Source organism: Cellulophaga sp. BC115SP (assembly GCF_009905545.1).
GTDB classification, from domain to species: Bacteria; Bacteroidota; Bacteroidia; order Cytophagales; family Spirosomataceae; genus Flectobacillus; species Flectobacillus rivi.
Genome location: NZ_JAAALB010000047.1, coordinates 21,734 through 44,561, shown reverse-complemented (window position 1 = coordinate 44,561; position 22,828 = coordinate 21,734). Strand labels below are relative to the sequence as shown.

The following is a 22,828-nucleotide window of genomic DNA, read 5'->3' as shown; positions in this document are numbered from 1 at the left end:
GCTTTTTAAGATGGATAAAAATGCAAATGTCTCATTATCAAAAAAATATGCCTACTTAAAAAAGCTGGGTATAGTAGGTTAATGCTATCTGATTACTGGACAAAATGAGAAAGTATGATAGGGCTTTTTTACTAAATTTTATATAAAATAGTTTCAAACTGTTAAAAAAATGCGTCCAAGACAAAGTCTTGAACTAGTAAAGTAACAGCAATTATAAAAATGAGAAAAGCAAAAGGCACAGAAATTCAATTTTGAAGTAAGAAATAATGCTTCAATCCTGAACCTCAATGCCTTTTCTAAATTAATTGCTTATCTATCTCGGTCCACGTGAGCGACCGCCGCCTCCACCATTCGAACTTTGTCCTCCGCCGTTTCCTGCGCCACCACTGCTACGTCCGCCTGCATTTCCACCACCACCAAATGATCCACCGCCGTTGTATGAGCTACCGCCACGTCCAGCTTCTGAGCCTGAGCGGCCTCCTGCATTTCCACCACCAAACGACCCACCGCCGTTGTATGCGCCACCGCTACGACCAGCTTCTGAGCCTGAGCGTCCTCCTGCATTTCCACCACCAAACGACCCACCACTGTTGTATGCGCCACCGCTACGACCAGCTTCTGCGCCTGAACGTCCGCCACCGTTTCCGTTGTAAGGATTCCCTCCATTGCCATTATAGGCTCCGTTGTTGGCACTATTACTTCCTCCGTAAGAACTTCCTCCTCTGTCAGCGTTGTTTCCTCCGCGACTGCCGCCATTGTTACTGTAGTCTCTCCAGCTATTTACATTTCCATCAGAAGGGCGTTCGGCGTTTCCACTGCGTGGGCTATATCCATTGCCTCTACCATTGTTATAATCTCTATTAGAGCGGCTATTGTTTCCGTAGTTGCCACGATTTCCATAACTATAATCATTGCCACGGTTACTTCCTCCATAATTTGGGTTAGAATTGCGATAATAACCATTATTCGAACGACCATTATTGCTATAATATCTATCACGGTCATAATTACGATATGGCATTGGGCGACCAGCATAGTAATAACTACTAGGACGGCCGTAATAATAGTTTACATAGTTGCGGTAATAATTACCAAACGAGCCATAAAGCACAGGATAACGACGATAATAACCACCATAATAGAACCAATCTGCAAAACCATACGAGGCATAGCCATAAAGACCCACGCTACCTATACCAAATGAGAATCTGAAATCATACCAATAGGAGCTTGGGTACCAAAGTGGTGTAGTGTACCAGTAAGGATAACCACACCAATATGAATATGGGTTTGAGTAGTAGGCACGACTTGGGTTGTTATTATAGTAGTTATTGGTGATATAGACGTCTTGGTCGCGATTGGGCAAAACGTAATTATTACTTTGAGCGTACTCTTCAGCAGCTTGATCTAATTCTTTGGCTGCATCTGGATTGTCGTTAAGTTTTTTCTTGTACTCGGCTACGTCATACTGACGTTGTGCCACCATAGAGTCATGTAACTCAGACAATTCTTTGTTCAAACCTTCACGGTCGTTGGTATAGCGTTCACCCAAACGAGCAGTCAAATCTCTATTATCAGACATTAATGTCATGACATCAGGATAATTGGCCAATTGACGAAAGGCAGACTGTGTACTAGGGTCAAGGCTTTGAATCATTTGCTGATATTCTTGGTCAGCATTTTGATTAAGTTGATAGATTTGAACAATCACATCACGATTACTACGATATAAAGACCAAGCATTATCTTTCAGAATCGAACTTGTATTGGCTACTAAATCATCTACATCATTACGACGAAGATTAGTGTTTGTGGCAAATGTGTTCAAAACGTTTGGATAACGAGTTACTTCATAGAAGTATCCTTGCTCTTTTTGACCAAAACCTTTAATTAAATCTTGAAAAGACTTTTGGCTACGAGTACGAATTTGTTGTGCTCTGTCTAAAACGTTTTGATTTTGACTAGCCATCAATATCGACTGACGAACATCCGAGCTGTAAGGAGCAATAGATTGCAAAAGCCCTTTATCTGTTTCGAGTTGATTATTTTGGGAAAAAATAAGTGTTTTCGTTACTAAAATCAGTAAAGCCGAAAGTATAAAGCGATAGTAGCCATAGTTTGGTTTTTCTATGGATAAAGCTAAAGTTGCTGAATGAGATTGAACTTCCATGGGCTGTGTCATTATAAAAAATGATAATTTACTCTTATAACGAAATTGTGTTCGTTTTTCTTCGGAAATATGAAGGGAATCTTTTTAATTTTAAAGTCCTTAACAATCATTAACAATAAGTGTCGATAAATGCGACTTTATTGTAAACAGTCTGATTTTCACAAATATCCCTTTATTCAATCACAATGAAATATTTTGCGTTGCTTTTTGCCTTGATTTTTCTGCTATTTGCTGGGTGGCAATATAATGACCCAGATCCTGTGTTATGGATTCCAGTGTATTTGGTACCTGTTTATGTATGTGTACAAGCGTTTAAAGGAAAATATAATACCGAGTTGTTGGTAGTGCTAACGATTATGTCTTTTGTAGCAGGACTCAATACTTGGTTGCAGATGACAGCATGGGAAGGCTTTTTCTCAGAAGGTGAAGGTATTTCTATGAAAACCATGAACCAAGAATTAGCTCGTGAAGCGTGCGGTTTATGGATTTGTACAGGTACGTATGTAGTATTTTTACTGAAAAGTAAGTTAGGTAAGCTTTAGGCTGTAAGCCGTAGGCATTAGGCAGAAAAACTTTCATTAAAAAAGGCGTTCGAAAACATATTTCGAACGCCTTTTTTGATATTAATGTGTTCCCATCTTTCAGACGCAAAGCATTGCGACTCTACAATTAAAAATAATCACACATTCACTCAAACACTAAATCACTTAATGGTTTACTCTACATTTTTCCACCAAGGATTTTGTAATAATGAACCGTTTATGACAACAGGTTCGCCAATTTTTGGGTTGGTAAATGGTAGACCTAGTTCTTTTGCGGATTTGGTTACACGTTCGATAGGCTCTTTCCAAGGGTGCAAAGCCAACGTAAATTTACTCCAGTGAACAGGCATAAGTACTTTGGTATTCAAATCTTTTGCAGCTTGAGTTACTTCTTCTGGCATCATGTGAATATATTTCCAGTAATAATTATACTGACCACATTCTAAAATAGCCAAATCAAAGCTTCCGAATTTTTCTCCGATTTGTTTGAAGTGCGAATCATATCCTGAGTCTCCACCCAAGTATAATTGTTCTGTTGGCGTTTTTAAAACATACGACGACCAAAGCGCCAAATTACGAGTAAACTTACGTCCAGAGAAATGTCTGGCAGGCGTTGACGTAATTTCAAATCCTTCGATAGGTTGAGCATTTTGCCACCATTCTAATTCTATAATATTGTCAGGGTTAAAGCCCCAATATTCAAAGTGTTGACCAGTACCCAAAGATGTTACGACTTTCTTAACTTTTGATTTCAAGGCTGTCACAGTTGGATAATCCAAATGGTCGTAGTGATCGTGGGTAATGAGTAAAATATCAATTTCAGGCATATCTTCTACGCTGTAGACATTACTCCCCTCGTAGTTTTTTCCAAAAAAAGAAACAGGCGAGGCATTACCACTAAAGACAGGGTCAACTAAAATATTTTTTCCATTGGTGTGAATCAAATAAGAAGAATGTCCAAACCAAATAATTTTCGTGCTATCGTTCGATAGATTTTTCAAGTCTGTTTTTACAGATGGAATTGTTTGTTTGGGTTCTTTATTGGGGATGGTTTGGAGTTGAGCTTTGATGATGTCCCAGTAAGAGGCATCTTCAGCCAAAGCAGGAGTGGGGCTCAGATTTTGAAAAGCACCATCTTTGTAATAAGGCGATTTTTGAATACGTTCAAGTCTTTTTCCTTGTGGTTCTTGTCCAAATTGTGCTTGTTGCATAAATATATAAATTCCTAGCGCAACAACAACTAGAAATACCAATACGTAAATAATCATTTTTTTAAGTTTTTGTAACATAGAGAAAGAGTTCGAAATCTCAGTAATAAAAGTTTTAACTACTTGATTTTAAGCATTGCTATAGACGAATTATTACTTCGCTTTAGTACAGACAAAATAAAGTGAATTTGAGTTCAAGAATAATGAATAAAAATTCATTTTATTTTTTTGAATAAAAAAAAGTTATTTGTTAATAGCATATCAGTTAATGGCATTAACGAATCATAAGGAACGTGTGCCATAGTTGAGATTACTGGACAAAACACCAAAAAGTATTCAGGGGGGATTTCGTTCCTCAATTTTATCTAATGATTATGAAAGAATTGGTATTCTAGCCGTAGAGACGTAATATTTTACGTCTTAAGCCAAGTCAAACATACTGTAGAAATATCAAAAAAGCGGTCAGAAATTACTTTCCGACCGCTTTTGATGGTAATATATCGTTATACTAATAAAACGTAGATGTAAGGAATAATCACTCATTCACTCAATCTCTATTCAATCAATAAATCTAATTATTCATAGTTCAGCACTGGAGCAAGCCATCTTTCTACAGTTTCCAAATCCATACCTTTACGTTTGGCATAGTCTTCTACTTGATCTTTAGCGATTTTGCCCAAACCAAAATATTTAGCATCTGGATGAGAGAAATACCATCCTGAAACTGAACTAGCAGGATACATGGCAAAACTTTCTGTTAACGTAATGCCGATTCGTTCTGCTTGTAACAAATCAAATAACGTACGTTTTTCAGTATGGTCTGGACAAGCTGGATAGCCTGGCGCAGGGCGAATACCTTGATATTCTTCCGAAATCAGTTCTTCATTCGAGAATGTTTCTTCGTTGGCATATCCCCAAAACTCTTTACGAACTCGTTCGTGCATCAATTCTGCCAATGCTTCTGCCAAACGGTCGGCAATAGCTTTGAGCATGATAGAGTTGTAGTCGTCATGGTCTTTTTCGTATTGTTCCAACAAAGTTTCGATACCCAAACCTGCGGTAACAGCAAATGCACCAATATAATCTTCTTTACCACTTGATTCGGGAGCAATAAAGTCAGACAAACAGATATTTGGCAACTTAGAAGCTTTTTGTCCTTGTTGACGCAAATGATGTAATACCGTTTGTGCTTGTGGAGATACCAATTCTCCATTGCTATTTACAGCTGTATTACTCAACACTCTGTAGCCTTTCCCTTTCAATGCACCTTGTCCTGCGGCATCATATTCGTACTCCTCGAAAGGATGAAGAATAATATCATCTTCGATAGAGTTGGCAGGATAAAAACCAATTACTGCACGTGCTTTGAGGCTTTTTTCCGAAATCACTTTCTGAAGCATTTTTTGTGCATCTTCATAGAGTTTTTTGGCTTCCGCGCCTACTACTTCGTTTTCAAATATTTTTGGATATTTTCCAGATAATTGCCAAGTCGAGAAGAATGGAGTCCAGTCGATATATTTGGCGATTTCGGCAATATCATAGTCTTCAAATACCTTCGTACCCAAGAATTTTGGTTTTGTACCTTGGAAATTACTCCAATCTATCGCCGTTTTATTTGCACGAGCGGCATCGATAGAAATATAATTTTTATCACGTTTACGACCTGCATGTTCGTCACGAAGACGAGCGTATTCTGTCTTGATTTCGTCGTAAATTTCTTGGTGCGTTTTTTCATTTTGCATCAAGCGACCCGCCACAGGAACCGAACGAGAGGCATCCAATACGTGAATTACTGGACCGTGATAATGTGGGTCGATTTTTACTGCTGTATGGATACGAGACGTAGTAGCACCACCAATCAATAATGGCATGGTGAAACCTTGACGCTCCATTTCTTTGGCAACTCCAACCATTTCGTCCAATGAAGGAGTGATCAAACCCGATAGCCCAATGATATCGACATTATGTTCTTTGGCTGCTGCCAAGATTTTGTCAGTTGGCACCATTACACCTAAGTCAATCACTTCGTAGTTGTTACAACCCAATACCACCGAAACGATATTTTTACCGATGTCATGAACATCGCCTTTTACCGTTGCTAACAAAATTTTACCTGCACTAGTACTTCCACCGCCTGCTTTTTCTTCTTCAATAAATGGAAGGAGATAAGCCACTGCCTTTTTCATTACACGTGCCGATTTTACTACTTGTGGCAAGAACATTTTTCCTTCACCAAACAAGTCACCTACTACGTTCATACCGTCCATCAGTGGCCCTTCAATTACTTGTAAAGGTCTTTCTACTTGCTGACGAGCTTCTTCTACATCTTGGTCAATAAATTCGGTAAGTCCTTTGATAAGAGCGTGTTCCAAGCGTTTTCCTACGGGCAATTGACGCCAGCTATTGTCTACAACTTGTTCTTTACCTTTTGATTTTACCGTTTCTGCAAATGTTACCAAGCGCTCTGTTGAGTCTGGACGACGGTTTAATAAAACATCTTCGCAAAGCTCCAACATATCTTTTGGAATATCGTCATATACGCCTAGTTGACCAGCATTTACGATACCCATATCCATACCTGCTTTGATGGCATAGTACAAAAATACGGTGTGCATTGCCTCTCTTACAGGTTCATTTCCTCTGAAAGAGAATGAGATATTCGAAACACCTCCTGATACCTTAGCATAAGGTAGGTTTTCTTTAATCCAACGAGTTGCATTGATAAAGTCTACCGCATAATTGTTGTGGTCGTCGATACCTGTTGCAACAGTCAAAATATTAGGGTCAAAAATAATGTCTTCAGGAGGGAAATGTACCTCATCCACCAAAATACGATAGGCACGCTCGCAGATTTCGATACGACGCTCGTAAGAGTCAGCTTGTCCTTGCTCGTCAAATGCCATTACTACCGCAGCGGCACCGTAACGTTTTACTTTTTCGGCAGATTCTATGAATTTCTCAACGCCTTCTTTTAATGAAATCGAGTTTACAATAGACTTTCCTTGTACGCATTTCAACCCAGCTTCAATCACTTCCCATTTCGAAGAGTCAATCATAATTGGCAAACGAGCAATATCAGGTTCAGCCATCAAGAGATTCATGAACTTGGTCATAGCCTGCACACCATCAATCATCCCTTCATCCATGTTCACATCTATTACCTGTGCTCCTCCGTCTACTTGCTCACGTGCAACGGCAATCGCTTCATCGTATTTATTGTCACGGATTAAACGAGCAAATTTTTTCGAACCAGTTACATTACAACGCTCTCCAACGTTCACAAAATTGGTTTCTTTCGTAATTTTCAAAGGTTCCAAACCTGAAAGCTTTTGAACAGGCTCAAGCGCTGGAAGCTGACGAGGAGGATATTTTGCCGCAACATCTGCAATAGCTTTAATATGTGCTGGAGTTGTTCCGCAACAACCTCCGATAATATTAATAAAGCTATGTTGTAAGAAGTCTTCCACAATCTCGCTCATTTGCTCAGGCGACTGGTCATATTCTCCCATTTCGTTTGGCAAACCTGCATTTGGGTGAGCCGAAACCATGAAAGGAGCATTTACTGCAAGTGTCTGCACGTAAGGACGCATCAAATCGGCACCGAGGGCACAGTTTAAGCCAATAGATAACAATGGCATGTGCGAAACAGAAGTCAAAAATGCCTCAGTTGTTTGTCCCGACAACGTACGACCCGAAGCATCCGTAATTGTTCCTGAAACCATTACAGGAAGATATTCTTTTTCGGGGTGATTTTTGAAGAATAAATCAATTGCGAATAGGGCAGCTTTGGCATTTAAGGTATCGAAAATTGTTTCTACCAATAATGCATCTGCACCGCCATCTACCAAACCACGAATTTGTTCCGTATAAGCTTCTACTAATTCGTCGAATGTTACTGCGCGAAAACCAGGGTCATTTACATCAGGTGAAAGGGATAAAGTACGGTTAGTTGGTCCGATAGAACCTGTTACAAAACGAGGTTTAGCAGGATTTTTTGCCGTAAACTCATCTGCTACTTCACGAGCAATTTTGGCCGAGCAGTAATTAAGTTCATACACATATTCTTCCATGTGATAATCAGCCATGGCAATAGACGTTGCCGAAAACGTGTTTGTTTCAGCAATATCAGCCCCAGCCTCAAAGTACATGGCATGAATTTCTTTGATTACGTCAGGACGAGTAATCGAAAGCATATCGTTGTTGCCTTTTACTTCGTGCGGAAAATCTTTGAATTTTTCACCACGGTAATCAGCATCAGTCAATTTATATTGTTGGATCAAAGAACCCATTGCACCATCTAGTACAAGGATTCTATCTTTTAAGATTTCACGGATGTTCGGACGCATCAGTTTTCTGGTTAATTATAATTTTATCGGTAATGTGTTTTCAAATAGACTAGTAGCCAAAAGAATAACTATTTTAGTTTATACCATACTGAAATAGTATCCTTGTATTACTTCATTTTTCTAGCTAAAAGCCTACAACTCGAATCTACTTCTACAAAGTTACATCAAAAGATAATATTTGTTTATTGCTTCTTTTAAATTAGATGTATTATCTTTAAATAAAAATATTTTAGAGAGTTTATCTAAATATTGAAGTGTTTTCACTAGAAAAATGAAAAAATAACGGCTATGAAACTCGATTCAATTGACAAAGCGATTCTTAGAAATCTACAAGAAGATGCTCATCTTACCACCAAAGAACTTTCGAATCGGCTCAACTTGTCGCCTACACCTGTGTACGAAAGGGTAAGAAGACTTGAAAAAGAGGGAGTCATTAAAGGATATGTGGCGTTGGTAGACAGAGAAAAAGTGGAGAAAGACTTGATGGTATTCTGTAATATTCGTTTAAAAGAACATGCCCAAGAGGCTGGCGCTAGATTTGTGCGTGATGTGGTTCAATTAGAGGAGGTTATGGAATGTTACAATATTTCAGGCGAATACGATTTTATGCTGAAAATTGTGGTAAAAGATATGCGTGAATATCAGAGTTTTTTGATGAATCGACTCGCCTCTCTCGATAATATTGGCAGTACGCATAGTACTTTCGTGATGAGCGAAATAAAATCCAAAACAGCATTAGAAATCTAGGGAGTGCGGAGTTTTGAGTGTTGAATGCAGAGTTTTATTATTCACGGCTATTCTATCCATGAGTCCTTTTGAATTTAGTGAATGGTGGTTGAGTGATTTAGTGATTGTTTTACATGATTTTCGCTTGTAGAGACGCAATGCTTTGCGTCTAAATAGTGTGTATTCATCAAACAGGTGTTTACCTTCATAGAAATATCCTGACATTCAATCAAAAAGGCGTTCGAAAAACTCATTTCGAACGCCTTTTTTTTAGAGGTAAAGCATTGCGTCTCTACTGCTGAAATGTGGACTTAAAGATTAATCACTCATTCACTCAACCACCATTCACTAAATCATTTACTCCGCATTCAAAACTCTACACTTATTTTACTCTTCCAGATAATCCAAATCTTTGTTATGTGTTTCTGGAATAGTTAGTATAGAATAGAAGGCTAGTACAAAACAAATAATGCCCACAATAGCAGCTGCGTTAAATACATCCAAACTTGGTTTAAGACCAGAATAAAGCGAAGTCATACCAATCACCGTTCCGCGAACCATGTTAGGTACCGTTGTAGCGGCTGTGGCTCTGAGGTTGGTACCAAATTGTTCTGCTCCTATGGTCACAAACATGGCCCAGTAACCAACAGAAAAGCCTGCAAATACACAAACGGTATATAATTCCTGTGCAGAGTTCATACCTGCATAAAGGTAATAAATGCTACAAATCAAGGTAAGTACAAGTAATAAGGAAACGGCCTTTTTACGAGAGCTTAAAAACTGAGAAATAAAACCACTTGCCAAGTCACCAATCGCCAGACCTATATAACAAAACATGATAGCTTTCCCAGGTTTGATTTCTTCAGCAATGCCTAATTTTTCCCCAAACTCATTCGCAAATGTTGCCAAAATACCAATCACAAACCACGTTGGCATACCAATCGCAATACACTTTAAGTAACGTGACAAGCGGTCGGCATTGGTGAAAAGTGCAAAGAAATTCCCTTTTTTAACCCCCGTTTGATGCTTAATATTTTCGAACATACCTGATTCGAAAACACTAATACGAAGTAATAGCAAAATCACTCCTAAGCCCCCGCCTACAAAGTAAGCTGTACGCCAGCCACCAAATAATTCTACGGTGAAATACCCCGCCACGGCGCCAAACAAACCCACACCAGCTACAATAGAGGTTCCAATAGCACGAAGTTCTTTGGGTAATACTTCTGACACCAAGGTGATACCTGCGCCAAGTTCGCCAGCCAAACCAATGCCCGCCACAAAACGTAGTAGCGCATAAGTGGTAGGGTCTTTGACAAAACCACAACCAATATTGGCCAAAGAGTAGGTAAGAATGGAACCAAACAATACCGACAAACGACCTTTTTTATCACCTAAGATACCCCATAAGATACCTCCCAATAATAAACCGCCCATTTGCCAGTTAAGAATATTTTTGCCAATAACACCGATTTCGTCCTTACTAAGCCCCATATCTTGTAAGCTTGGTACACGTACAATGCCAAAAAGCAATAGATCATAAATATCGACAAAGTAACCTAAGGCGGCTACAATCACAGGAATACTGAAAAGATGCTGTAAGTTGGTTTTCTGAGAAAGATTTTGTTGCATAGTTTAGGGACTTGATTATATGTTGTTTTTCATAAAGAGAAACTCGAGTTGAATACTACTCTTTTTACTACAGTAATTTAGTGATTCCTTTTCTAGTTACAAAGGAAGAATGGGTGCACAATATGCTAAAATAATTTTCGAGCTTCGTCTTTTACAAATGCCAAAGCAGACTCAGTACTGAAATGTTGATTTTGTAAGACCTTTTCGATTACTTTTTTAGATAATTCAATTGATGGGGCATTCGGGTCTAGTTCTTGAGCCGAGAGATTAATCATTGAAATGGTTTCGTTCAAGGCATTTTTTACACTTAACCATGCGTCGTCACTGACGTATAATTGTTGTGAAAAATTATGAGCTAGCTCTGCACGAATTTCAGCAACTAATACTTGCTGAAAGCTTACAACATTGAACTCGGGATTAGACAAGCGAATGAGGAGATTGTTGGGTAACATTCGTTCTAGTAATAAACAGATACGCTCATAAGCCTCTAGGCGAATGGGTAATACCGTTTTTTGAGCTTCAAAACGCTGTTCAAGATTTTTTTGTGCAAATTCTTTTCTCAAAAAAGAACTCAATGTCAAGTACATAGCCCAAAGGACTAAACTAGCAGGTACTAATACTTTAATTAAATCGGCAACTATTTCCATAAAGTTGGGGTTTATCTGTAATACTTTCTGCCAAGAGCTTTATCAGTTTTACAAATGATTAAATACATTTTGTAATGTAGGGTTATTAACGTTGTTTTGTGGAAAATCTTTCAAAAATAAGTATTTTCGCCCTGAACTGTATAGCTTCGTTTGAGAAGAAGCAAATTGTGTACAAAGTCAGTCATATCAACCGAATTGTTTTTAGACACGAATAATGAATAGTCCAGCAATAATTCCAATTACGATTACTGAAATTGCTCAACAAGAAATTCTAAAAGCACTTACCATCAAAGGAATTCCTGAGGATTATTACTTGAGAGTAGGTTTGAGAGGAAGCGCCTGTAGTGCAAGTTATCTGATTGGATTTGATAAAAAAGAGGATCACGATGAGTTATACGAAATAGATGGTATTCAACTCATTATCAACAAACATCACCTTATGTACCTAATCGGCGTAGAGCTTGATTTTGAGGAAGATGGAAATGGATTTACGTTTAATAAATAAGCAAAAAGCTACTGCATAGAAAGAAGAAAGCATGAAAATTGCAGCGATTGACATAGGCTCTAATGCCGCCCGAATGCAAATCTCGAAGGTATTAGAGAATGACGGAAAAATTAGTTTTAAGAAGGTAGAATACGTTCGTTTTGCGCTTCGACTTGGACACGATGTATTTAATGAAGGAGAAATTAGCCCTGAATCAGAGGTGCGTATTTTCAAATTATTGAATGCCTACAAATTATTGATGGACTTGCACGAAGTAAAAGATTACATGATTTGTGCTACTTCTGCCATGCGTGAAGCTGGAAATGCTGAGGCTATTATCACGCGTATCCATAAAATTTTGGATATGAAAATCAATATCATCGATGGTTCGAAAGAAGCTGAATTGATTAATGATGTGGTGGTTCAGGCTTTAGATGATAGCAATTATTTGCATATCGATGTAGGTGGTGGTTCGACAGAGTTGAATATCTACATGAATCGTCAGAAAGTAGCTTCTCGTTCATTCAAAATTGGCTCTGTACGTTTGCTTGAACACAAAGAGCGTGAAGGTGATTGGGAAAAAATGCGTAAGTGGATTGAGATGCACGTAGACCCGTCTAAATCTCAGGTAACTGCTGTGGGTACAGGAGGTAATATAAATAAACTCTTTAATATTGCTTCGAACCATGATACCGAAACATCGATGAGTTTGAAGGAGTTGACAAAGATTAAAGAATATGTGGCTGGTTTTACTTACGAAGAGCGAATTAATAAACTTCGTTTGAATGCTGACCGTGCCGATGTAATTGTGCCAGCTGCCGAAATATATCTCAACGCCATGAAATGGGCTGGAGCTAAAAGTATTATCGTACCAGATTTAGGATTGAAAGATGGAATTATCCAGATGGTCTACGAAAAAATCCAGAATCGAAAGAGAGACAAATAAGGTAATTGTGAGTTATGAATTGTGAATCACTCACAATTCATAACTGTACGAATGATTCTAAAACTGTCTATTTCGGATATCGGATGTTGGATTTCGGAAGTGTAATCATTTATGTTTTGTAAAAAATAGAGGTATTTTTCTTTATTTCCGAAATCAGAAATCCCAAATCCGCAATTATTGGAAATCCTTCGTACACCCCTAATTCACAATTCATAACTCACAATTATTTAAAATACCGTTACTCCACATTCTACAGTGTAAGATTCTCCTGCACTGATTATCAACAAATTTTCTTTTGAGTTAAGTGCATTGGTAGGGGCTGTCATTGGCTCGATAGCAATGCGGTCTCCTGTTGGTGGCGTGTACACAACGCTATAATTAAATTGTTGCTCTCCTGCTTGTTGCCATACTATTATCGACAAATCTTGTTTGTTAGATTTGAGAATAACCTCTACAATTTCTTGTTTTTCTACGGCAAAAACCGCATCTAAAATCTGCCCATCCAAATTAAAACCTTCTGCATAATGCTTTGGCGTTCTATCTACTGGACACATTTGGTCGTCGAGTAAGTATTGGTGTGTCGATGGGAAACTAACAGTCCAATCATTTTTGGTTTCGCCTTCAATACTAAAGTACGGATGCCAGCCAAGGCTAACTGGGAGATTTCCAGAACCAATATTATTAATTGTATAACTAAGTGTTAATCCTTTTGCATTTAAGGTATGCTTGATCAATAATTGAAAAGGAAAAGGATAACCTACATAACCACCCTTGTATAGATATTCTAACGTTAAGACTGCTTCAGTTTCAGATTCGGTAGTTTCATACACTTTAAAAGGAGACGTGTACACAAATCCATGAAGGGCATTTTGTAAACCTACTTCATTGAGTGGCAATTGATAACTAGCACCTTCAAATTCATATTGACCACTTTTTACACGATTTCCCCAAGGAAACAAATGTGTAGAAGGATAGGATAACAGGCTCGAAAGTAGCTCTTCAGGGGTATTGCCACAGTTAATGATTTTGTGTAAACCAGTCTCTGTTTTTAAGACTAATTGATGAATAATTCCTCCTAATTCAGGTAAGATATGTACGGCTTCATTAGTAGAAGGATTTTGAAGAACATATTCATTGAATAGTCCAAAGGTACTTTGGGTGATTTTCATGAGAGTTTTTGAAATAGTTAGTAAGCAGGGGCGATGGATTATATCCTTCATGAATACTGTTCCTACTTTAAGGTAAGTAAAAATTTGCTTTCTGGTCAAGTGCAAGACCAGAAAGCAAATTTAAGATAGTCACTCTAAAGCACCAAATCTATTAAAACTTCATACGTTGAATCCTAATAGCGTTCAAAATAGCCAACAATGCCACACCTACATCAGCAAAAACCGCTTCCCACATAGTTGCTAAACCTCCTGCACCAAGTACAAGTACAAAGGCTTTTACCACAAAGGCCATCGTGATATTTTGCCATACGATACGTTTTGTTTCTTTTCCGATGATAATAGCTGTTGCTATTTTTGAAGGTTGATCATCTTGAATGACAATATCGGCAGTTTCTATGGTGGCATCGCTACCCAAACCACCCATCGCAATACCTGCATCGCTCAAGGCAATTACCGGAGCGTCGTTGACACCATCACCGACAAATGCTACCGTTTCCTGTTGCGCCTTGATGGCTTTTACCTGATTGACTTTATCTTCTGGTAACAAATCTCCAAAGGCAGCCGAAATGCCTATTTGTTTAGCTACGTATTGTACAACCGAATTTTTGTCGCCACTCAACATGGTTGTTTTTACCCCTAACTTATGAAGTTGTTGAATGGCCAAAGAGGCATCAGATTTGATACTATCTGCAATAGTAATGTATCCCACAAATTGACCTGAATACGCAATTGCGAGTACGGTATAAACTATTTGAGATGGGTCAATATCATAAGTAATCCCCTTTTTTTCTAATAATTTAAAATTACCAATAAGAATCTCTTTGTCCTCCACCGTTGCGCTGAGCCCATATCCTGCAATTTCCTCTATATCTTGTAAATCGATATTGTAATCAATGTTGCCAACATATTCATGAATAGCTGTAGCGACAGGATGTGTACTTTTACTTTCCAACGCATTTACAATTTGTAGTAGATGATTTTTGTCAAAATTATCTTTAATGACTACTTCTTGTACTTTGAAAACTCCTTCAGTGAGTGTTCCCGTTTTGTCCATTACAACATGTTGAATAGTGGCTATTACATCCAAGAAATTACTTCCTTTAAACAAAATACCATTTTTTGAGGCTGCACCAATACCGCCAAAATACCCTAGAGGAATAGAAATGACCAAGGCACAAGGACAAGAAATAACCAAGAAAATCAATGCTCGATATAGCCATTCTTGAAAATGATATTCTGACACCAATAGATAGGGTAGAAGCGTAATCGCTACTGCTAAACCAACTACAATTGGAGTATAAATATTAGCGAATTTTCGAATAAAAAGCTCCGTAGGCGCTTTTTGCTTAGTGGCATTTTGTACTAAATCCAAAATCTTACTCAATTTACTGTCCTGATACGCTGTAGTAACTTTTACTAAAGCAATCGAGTTTAGATTGAGCATTCCAGCCAATACGGGTTCACCTTTTCTCTTGGTATCTGGCTTACTTTCGCCAGTCAAGGCGGAGGTATTGAAGGTAGAAGTTTCGGAAACGAGTTCGCCGTCTAGGGCTAATTTTTCGCCTGCTTTTAATTGGATAATTTCCCCAACCGAAACAGTCATAGCTTTTTTTACAATAGGCTGGTTATTTTCCACCACTGTTACGGTGTCTGGGCGCTGGTCGAGGAGGCTTTTAATATTTGATTTAGCTCTTTTTACCGCCAAAGACTGAAAACTTTCTCCCACAGCATAAAACAGCATTACTGCCACCCCTTCAGGATATTCGCCAATGCCAAAAGCTCCAACAGTGGCAATACTCATCAAGAGAAATTCAGAGAAAATATCTTTTTTCAATATACTTTCCCAAGCTTCTTTCATAACAGGTAAGCCCACAGGGATATAGGCAACCAAGTATAAAGCCATTCGTATCCAACCCGTAAACCATGTAGGTTGTATCCAATTGTCGAGCGTAAGACCAATACCCAATAAAATGAAAGAAATAATGGCAGGCAGAAAAGATACTTCTCCATCATGCGAATGACCTGCATGGTCATGCTCGTTATGTTCGTGATTATGATGGATATGTTCAGCCTGTTCGTCGTCATGGCAACAGGTGTGACCATGTGACGTATGTGTATGTTGAGTCATGAGATTTAGAATTTGTGAAAATAAAATTATGCAATAACGATGCAGATAAATCCACTGATTTTAAGGCGATAGTAGCAATCGTTACGCACAAATGTAGACCTAAAACTCATGCAACAGGGAATCAAAAAGAAAGATTATTTTAAAGAAATTCGAAATAAGTAAACCAAATAGGCTTGTCTCATCTCGAATTTTAGTATTAGGTTTATAGCCCAATTATTCATCAAAAAAGCGGTCGAAAAATATTTTTCGACCGCTTTTTTGATACTACTATGCTATGTCTGACTTGGCTTATGACACAAAGTATTGCGTCTCTACGGCTAGAATACAACGTTTAAATAATCAAAAAATCTAGAAAATGAACTCATCCGCAATAGATACTTCTTTGAAGAATTGAGGGTTTTGTTCCATTTGCGTTTCTCTTTTTACTTGAATACCTGTCAAGTCAAAAACTCTTTCAAGGCGCTCTCCGGATTTTAGAAACTTCAATAGTTGTGTTGTGTAAACCCCGTTTCGACCGTATCCGTTTTTCGCTTTATTGCCCCAGTCGGTTGCCATAGCCAAATATACGTTACCTGCATTAAATCTGTTGAGTTGGATAGGACTAAAGACATTAGCATCTTTCCACGCTCTTTCTGTTTCAATATTGGCTCTGGCTTGAATCTGAAATGGGTCATTTCTACAAGCGTCTAATACAATCAGGTTATGTTTGGCACCGCCTGTTTTAAGTCTTCTAAATAAAAAGTCAATATTGTAGGCAAAATCGTCTAAATCTTCAGGGCGCTTAAGTTGGGCATCTACAGGAATAATATATTTCTTGCCCGCAATTTCCATTCCGTGACCTGCGTAGAAAAAAGTGGCCATTTCTGCACCAGTAATTTTTTCTTGAAAAGTTTTAATGGCTTGTTTGACATTTAGCAAATTTGCATCAACTAAAATTTTTACTTCAAAACCTAAAGCGGTTAATGCTTTACCCAAATCCTGAACATCGTTTTTGGGGTTTTCGCCCAAACTACCTCCATAATTGTAGGTGCCATTACCAATCAATAGCGCAATACGTCGCCCTCTGCTCGGCATAGGGGTGTTGTTGAGATATGGATTTGAGCTTACAACTTGGCTAGCAGGAGTAGGCAATAGCGTTACTGGAGCTGCATTGGCAGGTGTAGTTTGCTTATTGGTAGTGGTTTTCTTTGTAATATTAACCGCATGAACAGGACTTATGCCCTGAATCGAGATATATTGTGCCTCTGAGTCAAATTTTCCTAGTATGAGCAGGAATAAAACTTGTAAACATATCAGTATTCTCATGAGATAAGGATGATTTAGAATAATACTAAAATAAACTGAAAGCAAGGAAATAGGTAATAGTGTTGGAGCAATATCTTTAAGGCTATTATGTTTATTGTCAGATAAATACGATTATTAAGGCCTTTGTTTTACTTGCTGATTTACCTATTAGTAGTCCGAATAACAGATGCGAAATCCAATAAAACATGACCTAAATTCAGGCTGTTGATAGCTTCGACTTGAGGTCAGGGTCTCTTTTGGGGAGGATTCCCAGCTACCTCCTCTCACTATTTTGGCATGTCCTTTTGGCGGTCCTAGTGGATTGTCTTTTTGGTTCTGATTATAATAGTTTGGTAAATACCAATCTGAACACCACTCGGCGACATTACCTGTTAGGTCGTGAATCCCTAGGTCATTGGGTGTATATGAACCAACTGGTGCTGTAAACACAAAACCGTCTTGATAACCCCAAAAAATTCTATCACTACTTTTAGTCCATTTCAAAACGCTGGCGGTATTTTCGTCAGCAAGGTTACTCACCCGAATATTAAAAGGCTGGTAATTACCCCAGCTAAATTTGGTATGTTTATCGGCATTTCCTGCCGCATATTCCCACTCAGCTTCGGTGGGTAGTCGGTAGGCTTTGCCTGTAGAATTCTTCAACCAATTACAATAGGCTTGGGCATCGTTCCAACTAACGTGAACCACTGGGTGGTTGTCTTCCATGTCAGTTCTTGGACTTCCTGATGGGTCAAATTTCCAGTTGACTCCTTTTTTTAATTCCCATCTTTCTCCATTAAAAATATAGCTACCGCCTTTTTTTTCAGCGTCTGTTTTATAGCCAGTAGAATTGATAAACGCACGGAAATCGCTAACGGTTACCTCAAATTTGCTAATGTAGAAGTTATTGATTTTTACATATCGAATAGGTTTTTCATCTTCTTTCCCTTGAAGGTTACCCATGAGAAATAACCCTCCTTTGACTAATAGCATGGAGGTATTGATACTTTGAGGGAGATTGGTGCCGTAGACTCTTACTTTTAATTGACCCGAAAGATTTTCTAGGTGTGTAAGTGGTAACCAAACAATGCGTTTGCCTTTACCAGTTTCTACAACTCCAAGGTCGCCATTACATGCATGCAATGGAACACTTTTCCAGATGGAGTTATTGATACTATATTGGAGAGATATATTTTGTGCACCACCATCCATAAGGTCATAATCCACAACTACTTGGTCGTTATCGATTTTATAATCAACATGTTGGATACTTTGGGCACTGGCATACATCGAACCAAACAGTAATAGCGCTGTAATCAGTTTCATGTATTAAAGTTAGATGCTACAAGTGTGGTTTAAGCTATTTTAATCAATACGGATAGGCGCTATGTGCCTGAATACATTACTGTTGTATCAAAATAGAGGAGCAGAGGAGTTAATAAGTTCGGATTTACAGTCATAAAAATTAATGGTTAAACTACTTGAAAATAGGAAGTAAGCTTCTATAGCATACACTATAGAAATATAAAAATGTACAGCCCTAGTTTAGAAAAAGTTGCATTTGTGAAATTAGTACAACTTTAGACTAGGAATGTTGTTAAAAAGTCAATGAAAAGATAAAAGTAGTGCAGATTTTGTGGCGGAAATCTACATTTCTTTTTCCACGCCGAGACCAAACAAAGCAAAGTCGTACTTGACAGGGTCGTTTTTGTCAAGAGTTCTTAAATTTTCGGTAAGCTCTAATGCCGTTAGCCAATCTGTTTTTTGACGTTGTATCAAGCCTAATTTTCGTGCAACACGATCCACATGAACGTCACAAGGACAAATCAGTTGGGCAGGTTTGATACGAGTCCAAATACCAAAGTCAACACCTTTGTTATCTTGGCGAACCATCCATCTCAAAAACATATTAATTCTCTTACAAGTAGATTTTCGCAATGGCGTTGCAATATGCTTTTGGGTTCTTTGAGGATAGTCTTCCAAGCTAAAAAATAGTTGATGAAAGCCAATCAGTGCATTTTCTGTTGTATGATCAGTACTACGCAAAAATCGTGCAAAAGCATCCTCTAGGGAGTCATATTTTGCATAATATTCTTTAAACCATTCGATAAAATAAAGGGTATCGGTAGCATTGAAGGTTCGATGCTTAAAATTGAGGAAGCGTTTTAGGTCAGAAGATTGATGTTGGGTAATAAATTGATGTGGTGCTCCATCCATCAAAGTAATAAGTTCATTACATTTATTGATAATGGTTTTACGTTGTCCCCAAGCAAGTATTGAGGCCCAAAATCCCATAATTTCAATATCTTGTTTTTGACTAAAAGAGTGAGGAATACAGATAGGGTCGTTGGGTATAAAATTAGGTTGGTTAAACTCTTGGAATTTTTCTTCCAAGAGTTCTATCACAAATGAGTTCATTATAAGGGCGATAGGAATAAAAGGCTTGCTATTTTTTGATTTTTGATGCCACAAAGGCAATAATTTTAGATGGAATAGATAAAATCCACACCAATACCGTGTATAAAAATGCAAAAGTAGCAATAGCTGGAAAAGCTAATGTGTAGAGGATATTAAAAATGATTCCTCCAGTTGTCAGTGGTCTTTTTTGTCTTGGCATAATATAAAAACAAACAAGGGATAGTTACTTCCGTAAATATCCCTTGCTCGAATTAAGGAGTCATATAATTAATTTCTGCTTTGATTCGTTTGTCAACGGGATTGAGTTTTTCAAAAGCCCGAGGCGATAATTTAATCACCACTTTGTCGGCACCAAGGTCTGGCAATCGACCAATAACTTTTACCCAAATACTTTGTCCATTAGCAACGTTTTTGACGTTCACTAAAGTTCCCACTGGAGCAGAACGATGTAACGCTAGATATTTTCCTGATTTATCTTCTACATCTATAAGCTCAGCCAAGCCTGTTTCTATGGTTTTCTTAAATCCTGATTGAGAGCGACTTACTTCAGAAGAAAGTTTTACTTCTGGCTCTGAGGTATTCACTGGCGTGCTAGAGGTAGGTTGAGTGTTAGCCGGGGTTGTTGGATAATTGGGCTGAACATCTACCTTTTGAATAAAATTTCGTGCTTCTGTATTGTTTCTTTTATTGGCTTCAGCGGGATCAATAATCAATACTTGACCCACTTCCAAATTGTCAGAAGAAAGACTATTCCATTTACGAATATCAGCTACCGCAATATGATATTTTGCTGCAATTCCATACAAACCCTGTCCTGGTTCTACAAGGTGCGTAACCATTTTAGGAGCATTTGTATTAGAAGGAACTTGCTGTTGAGGTGGCGTAGTTGGATACTGTGGTGCAGGATCAGGCTTACGTGCAGGAGGTGTCGATGCAGTAGATGAGCTTCCCATAGTACGCAAAGTTCTATTGTATGGAATTTTCAGAATATCTCCTACCTTAATACCATCTGGTGCCCCTGGGTTTGCAGCCTTGTATTCTGGCACATTACTACCAAATCTCTTTACGATTGAGAACAAAGTTTGCTTAGGATCCACTTTATATTTAACAAAAGTTTTGTCTCCTTCTCTAATCAAACCCAAAGAATCTTTTACTACCTCTTTGGCTTCAGCAACAACGGCTGAACCTGTCAAAACCAAGCAGGTAAATGTTAATTCACTAATGGATTTTTTAATTGAGCTCATAACCGTGTAATTGGCTTTTGTTCTTAACATATAGTAAAATTTCTGGTTTAACAGTGAAGGTGCCTAGACCCAATCCCTCTGATTCAGTAAGTAATTCGTTGAGCAATACTTTTTTACGATTGTTCACCACTAGAAGGTAATTCCAGAGTTTGTTTTCTTGGTAAAGATAGTAAGAAATAATAATCTTGTCTTTATATTCTAAATAATCTACTCCTTTTTGAATATCAACATTTAATAAACGGTAAAGGAATCGATGAATCGCTGGAAAATATTCGTTTTGCTCCGTATAATGAATTGGTTGCAAATGACGATAAGACTGGCTGGAAAAATTATCTGATATTTGAGGTATGTACTCCGATATTTCGCCTGTTTGTATGTTTAAATAATGTTTTTGGGTAACTTGTGGCTTAGTTTCTTCCGAAAACTCGATGAGTTCCACTAGGTCATTATTAAGTTTCCCAAGACTTTGCCACCATGTATTGATAGGGCTAGCTTGCTTCCAGATGAGCGCTGCATTGACTAAATCTATACAGATGAGCTCCACTTTTCGAAGTGTTTCATTTCTTAGCTCTGCAACTAAATGGTGCTCACTAAGTTGAATATTCCAGATTTTTTCTTGAAATGTAAACGCAAATAGTTTTTTCACAAACAAGTAATTGATTAACGAAGAAAAAAGGTTTTAGGTATGAATAATGTACTCCTAATTTTTGGAGAGACAGTTTGTTTTTCTGCTTTTTTGACAAATACTCAAGATTTGTTGTACTATCATCTTCATACAAAATTAAGACTTTACTAACAAAGTACTTTATTTATCAATACCCTTTCCTTAAATTTAACGCCCTGATTGAAAAATGCTTTTGGCCATCTCAAATATCAATTAATAATCAATTCTGATGCCAAAAACGTATAGTACCTTCGAGTTTGAATAAATCTTATTTAAAATAATACTTCCATCTCGAGGTGTATCTTTTAAGTAACAACAAATATGTCAAACTCTTGTTTAATTACGGAGAGAAATGTAAAATTAAGCTCATTTTATTGAAAACTAATGATATGAAAATTCTTGGAATAATTCCTGCGCGATATGCTTCTACTCGATTCCCTGCTAAACCTTTGGTAGATATTGGAGGGAAATCAATGATTCAACGTGTTTATGAGCAAGCAAGTTCAGCAGAGGTATTGTCAAAAGTGGTTGTAGCTACCGATGACGAACGTATTTTTGAACACGTTCAGGCGTTTGGTGGGGCTGTAGTCATGACCTCAACGGAGCATCCTAGTGGTACAGACCGCTGTTTCGAAGCCTTACAAAAAGTAGAACTAGAGTTTAATGAAGTGTTTGATTATGTGATTAATATACAAGGTGATGAACCCTTTATTCAACCAAAGCAAATTGAAATTTTGGCGGGTTGTTTAGATGGGAACACAGAATTAGCAACCTTGATTAAAAAAATCGAAGATGAAATAACCTTATTTAATATCAATACTCCGAAGGTGATTTTTAATGAGTTGAATGAGGCTATCTATTTTTCACGTCAGACTATTCCGCATTTGCGTGGAATTGAGCAAAGTGAATGGCTCAATGCTCATGATTTTTATAAACATATTGGTATCTATGCTTATAGAAAAGATATTTTAGATAAAATCACCTCGCTTCCCATGGCTGTTCTCGAAAAAGCCGAATCTTTAGAGCAATTGAGATGGCTAGCGCATGGATATAAAATCAAAGTCGCTATTACCCCGTATGATAGCTTTGGAATCGACGTACCTGCGGATTTAAAAGAGGCCGTTGAAAGACTTAAGAAATAGTATACTTCAGGTTATCAATAATGTTTTGATAACCTTTTTTATGCACCAATGTTCTCCTTTTATACAAAGAGATATATT

General features: G+C 37.8%; 18 protein-coding genes. 5 read left to right on the top strand and 13 right to left on the bottom strand.

The features are described from left to right. Positions 1–313 precede the first annotated feature (313 nt). Positions 314–2,170: a hypothetical protein gene (locus GVN22_RS22840; protein ID WP_166553327.1), complete on the bottom strand. Its 1,857-nt coding sequence runs from the start codon at positions 2,168–2,170 to the stop codon at positions 314–316. A 185-nt stretch (positions 2,171–2,355) separates the two neighbouring features. Between GVN22_RS22840 and GVN22_RS22835 the strand changes: the two genes are divergently transcribed. Further along, the gene (locus tag GVN22_RS22835) at positions 2,356–2,712 is read left to right on the top strand and encodes a transmembrane 220 family protein (protein ID WP_166553326.1); all 357 of its coding nucleotides are present in this window, start codon (positions 2,356–2,358) and stop codon (positions 2,710–2,712) included. A 173-nt stretch (positions 2,713–2,885) separates the two neighbouring features. On the opposite strand, the gene GVN22_RS22830 is transcribed toward GVN22_RS22835, so the two are convergent. Together GVN22_RS22830 and metH are read right to left on the bottom strand one after the other, a co-directional pair. Further along, complete coding sequence (locus GVN22_RS22830) at positions 2,886–4,001, bottom strand: MBL fold metallo-hydrolase (RefSeq protein WP_240915748.1); 1,116 nt, start codon at positions 3,999–4,001, stop codon at positions 2,886–2,888. Positions 4,002–4,495: 494 nt separating this feature from the next. Next, on the bottom strand, positions 4,496–8,266 hold the full coding sequence (metH, locus tag GVN22_RS22825; RefSeq protein ID WP_166553325.1) for a methionine synthase: 3,771 nt from the start codon (positions 8,264–8,266) through the stop codon (positions 4,496–4,498). Between the two features lie 288 nt (positions 8,267–8,554). Here metH and GVN22_RS22820 point away from each other — a divergent pair, with 288 nt between their 5' ends. After that, entirely contained in the window at positions 8,555–9,013 is a 459-nt protein-coding gene (locus GVN22_RS22820) for an Lrp/AsnC family transcriptional regulator (RefSeq protein ID WP_095160303.1), read from the top strand. Positions 9,014–9,379: 366 nt separating this feature from the next. On the opposite strand, the gene GVN22_RS22815 is transcribed toward GVN22_RS22820, so the two are convergent. Then, positions 9,380–10,624 carry an MFS transporter gene (locus GVN22_RS22815; protein ID WP_166553324.1) on the bottom strand — a complete coding sequence of 415 codons (1,245 nt, stop codon included), beginning with the start codon at positions 10,622–10,624 and terminating at the stop codon, positions 9,380–9,382. Positions 10,625–10,749: 125 nt separating this feature from the next. Then, a complete protein-coding gene (locus GVN22_RS22810) occupies positions 10,750–11,271 on the bottom strand; it encodes a hypothetical protein (protein WP_166553323.1) in 522 nt (173 codons plus the stop codon). A gap of 214 nt (positions 11,272–11,485) precedes the next feature. On the opposite strand from GVN22_RS22810, the gene GVN22_RS22805 reads away from it, so the two are divergent. Next, positions 11,486–11,776 (top strand): iron-sulfur cluster assembly accessory protein, encoded by a 291-nt coding sequence (locus tag GVN22_RS22805; protein WP_166553322.1) that lies wholly within the window; start codon positions 11,486–11,488, stop codon positions 11,774–11,776. Between the two features lie 31 nt (positions 11,777–11,807). Then, complete coding sequence (locus GVN22_RS22800) at positions 11,808–12,701, top strand: Ppx/GppA phosphatase family protein (protein WP_166553321.1); 894 nt, start codon at positions 11,808–11,810, stop codon at positions 12,699–12,701. Positions 12,702–12,928: 227 nt separating this feature from the next. Here the strand turns inward: GVN22_RS22800 and GVN22_RS22795 are convergent, their stop codons facing one another. The 8 genes from GVN22_RS22795 to GVN22_RS22760 form a co-directional block, all read right to left on the bottom strand. After that, positions 12,929–13,870 carry an aldose 1-epimerase gene (locus tag GVN22_RS22795; protein WP_166553320.1) on the bottom strand — a complete coding sequence of 314 codons (942 nt, stop codon included), beginning with the start codon at positions 13,868–13,870 and terminating at the stop codon, positions 12,929–12,931. A gap of 151 nt (positions 13,871–14,021) precedes the next feature. After that, entirely contained in the window at positions 14,022–15,998 is a 1,977-nt protein-coding gene (locus tag GVN22_RS22790; protein ID WP_166553319.1) for a heavy metal translocating P-type ATPase, read from the bottom strand. 348 nt (positions 15,999–16,346) lie between these two features. After that, complete coding sequence (locus GVN22_RS22785) at positions 16,347–17,303, bottom strand: caspase family protein (RefSeq protein ID WP_166553318.1); 957 nt, start codon at positions 17,301–17,303, stop codon at positions 16,347–16,349. A gap of 147 nt (positions 17,304–17,450) precedes the next feature. Beyond that, a complete protein-coding gene (locus GVN22_RS22780) occupies positions 17,451–18,608 on the bottom strand; it encodes a formylglycine-generating enzyme family protein (RefSeq protein WP_166553317.1) in 1,158 nt (385 codons plus the stop codon). A gap of 321 nt (positions 18,609–18,929) precedes the next feature. Then, positions 18,930–19,700, bottom strand: a complete 771-nt coding sequence (locus GVN22_RS22775; RefSeq protein ID WP_166553316.1) for a TIGR02757 family protein — start codon at positions 19,698–19,700, stop codon at positions 18,930–18,932. A gap of 28 nt (positions 19,701–19,728) precedes the next feature. After that, entirely contained in the window at positions 19,729–19,899 is a 171-nt protein-coding gene (locus GVN22_RS22770; protein WP_166553315.1) for a hypothetical protein, read from the bottom strand. Positions 19,900–19,951: 52 nt separating this feature from the next. Continuing rightward, positions 19,952–20,974 carry a LysM peptidoglycan-binding domain-containing protein gene (locus GVN22_RS22765; protein WP_166553314.1) on the bottom strand — a complete coding sequence of 341 codons (1,023 nt, stop codon included), beginning with the start codon at positions 20,972–20,974 and terminating at the stop codon, positions 19,952–19,954. Continuing rightward, positions 20,931–21,590, bottom strand: coding sequence for a DUF4905 domain-containing protein (locus GVN22_RS22760; protein ID WP_166553313.1), 660 nt, complete (start codon positions 21,588–21,590; stop codon positions 20,931–20,933). The genes GVN22_RS22765 and GVN22_RS22760 overlap by 44 nt, the downstream gene beginning before the upstream one ends. A gap of 407 nt (positions 21,591–21,997) precedes the next feature. Here GVN22_RS22760 and kdsB point away from each other — a divergent pair, with 407 nt between their 5' ends. Continuing rightward, a complete protein-coding gene (kdsB, locus tag GVN22_RS22755; protein WP_166553312.1) occupies positions 21,998–22,750 on the top strand; it encodes a 3-deoxy-manno-octulosonate cytidylyltransferase in 753 nt (250 codons plus the stop codon). Positions 22,751–22,828: the final 78 nt, after the last annotated feature.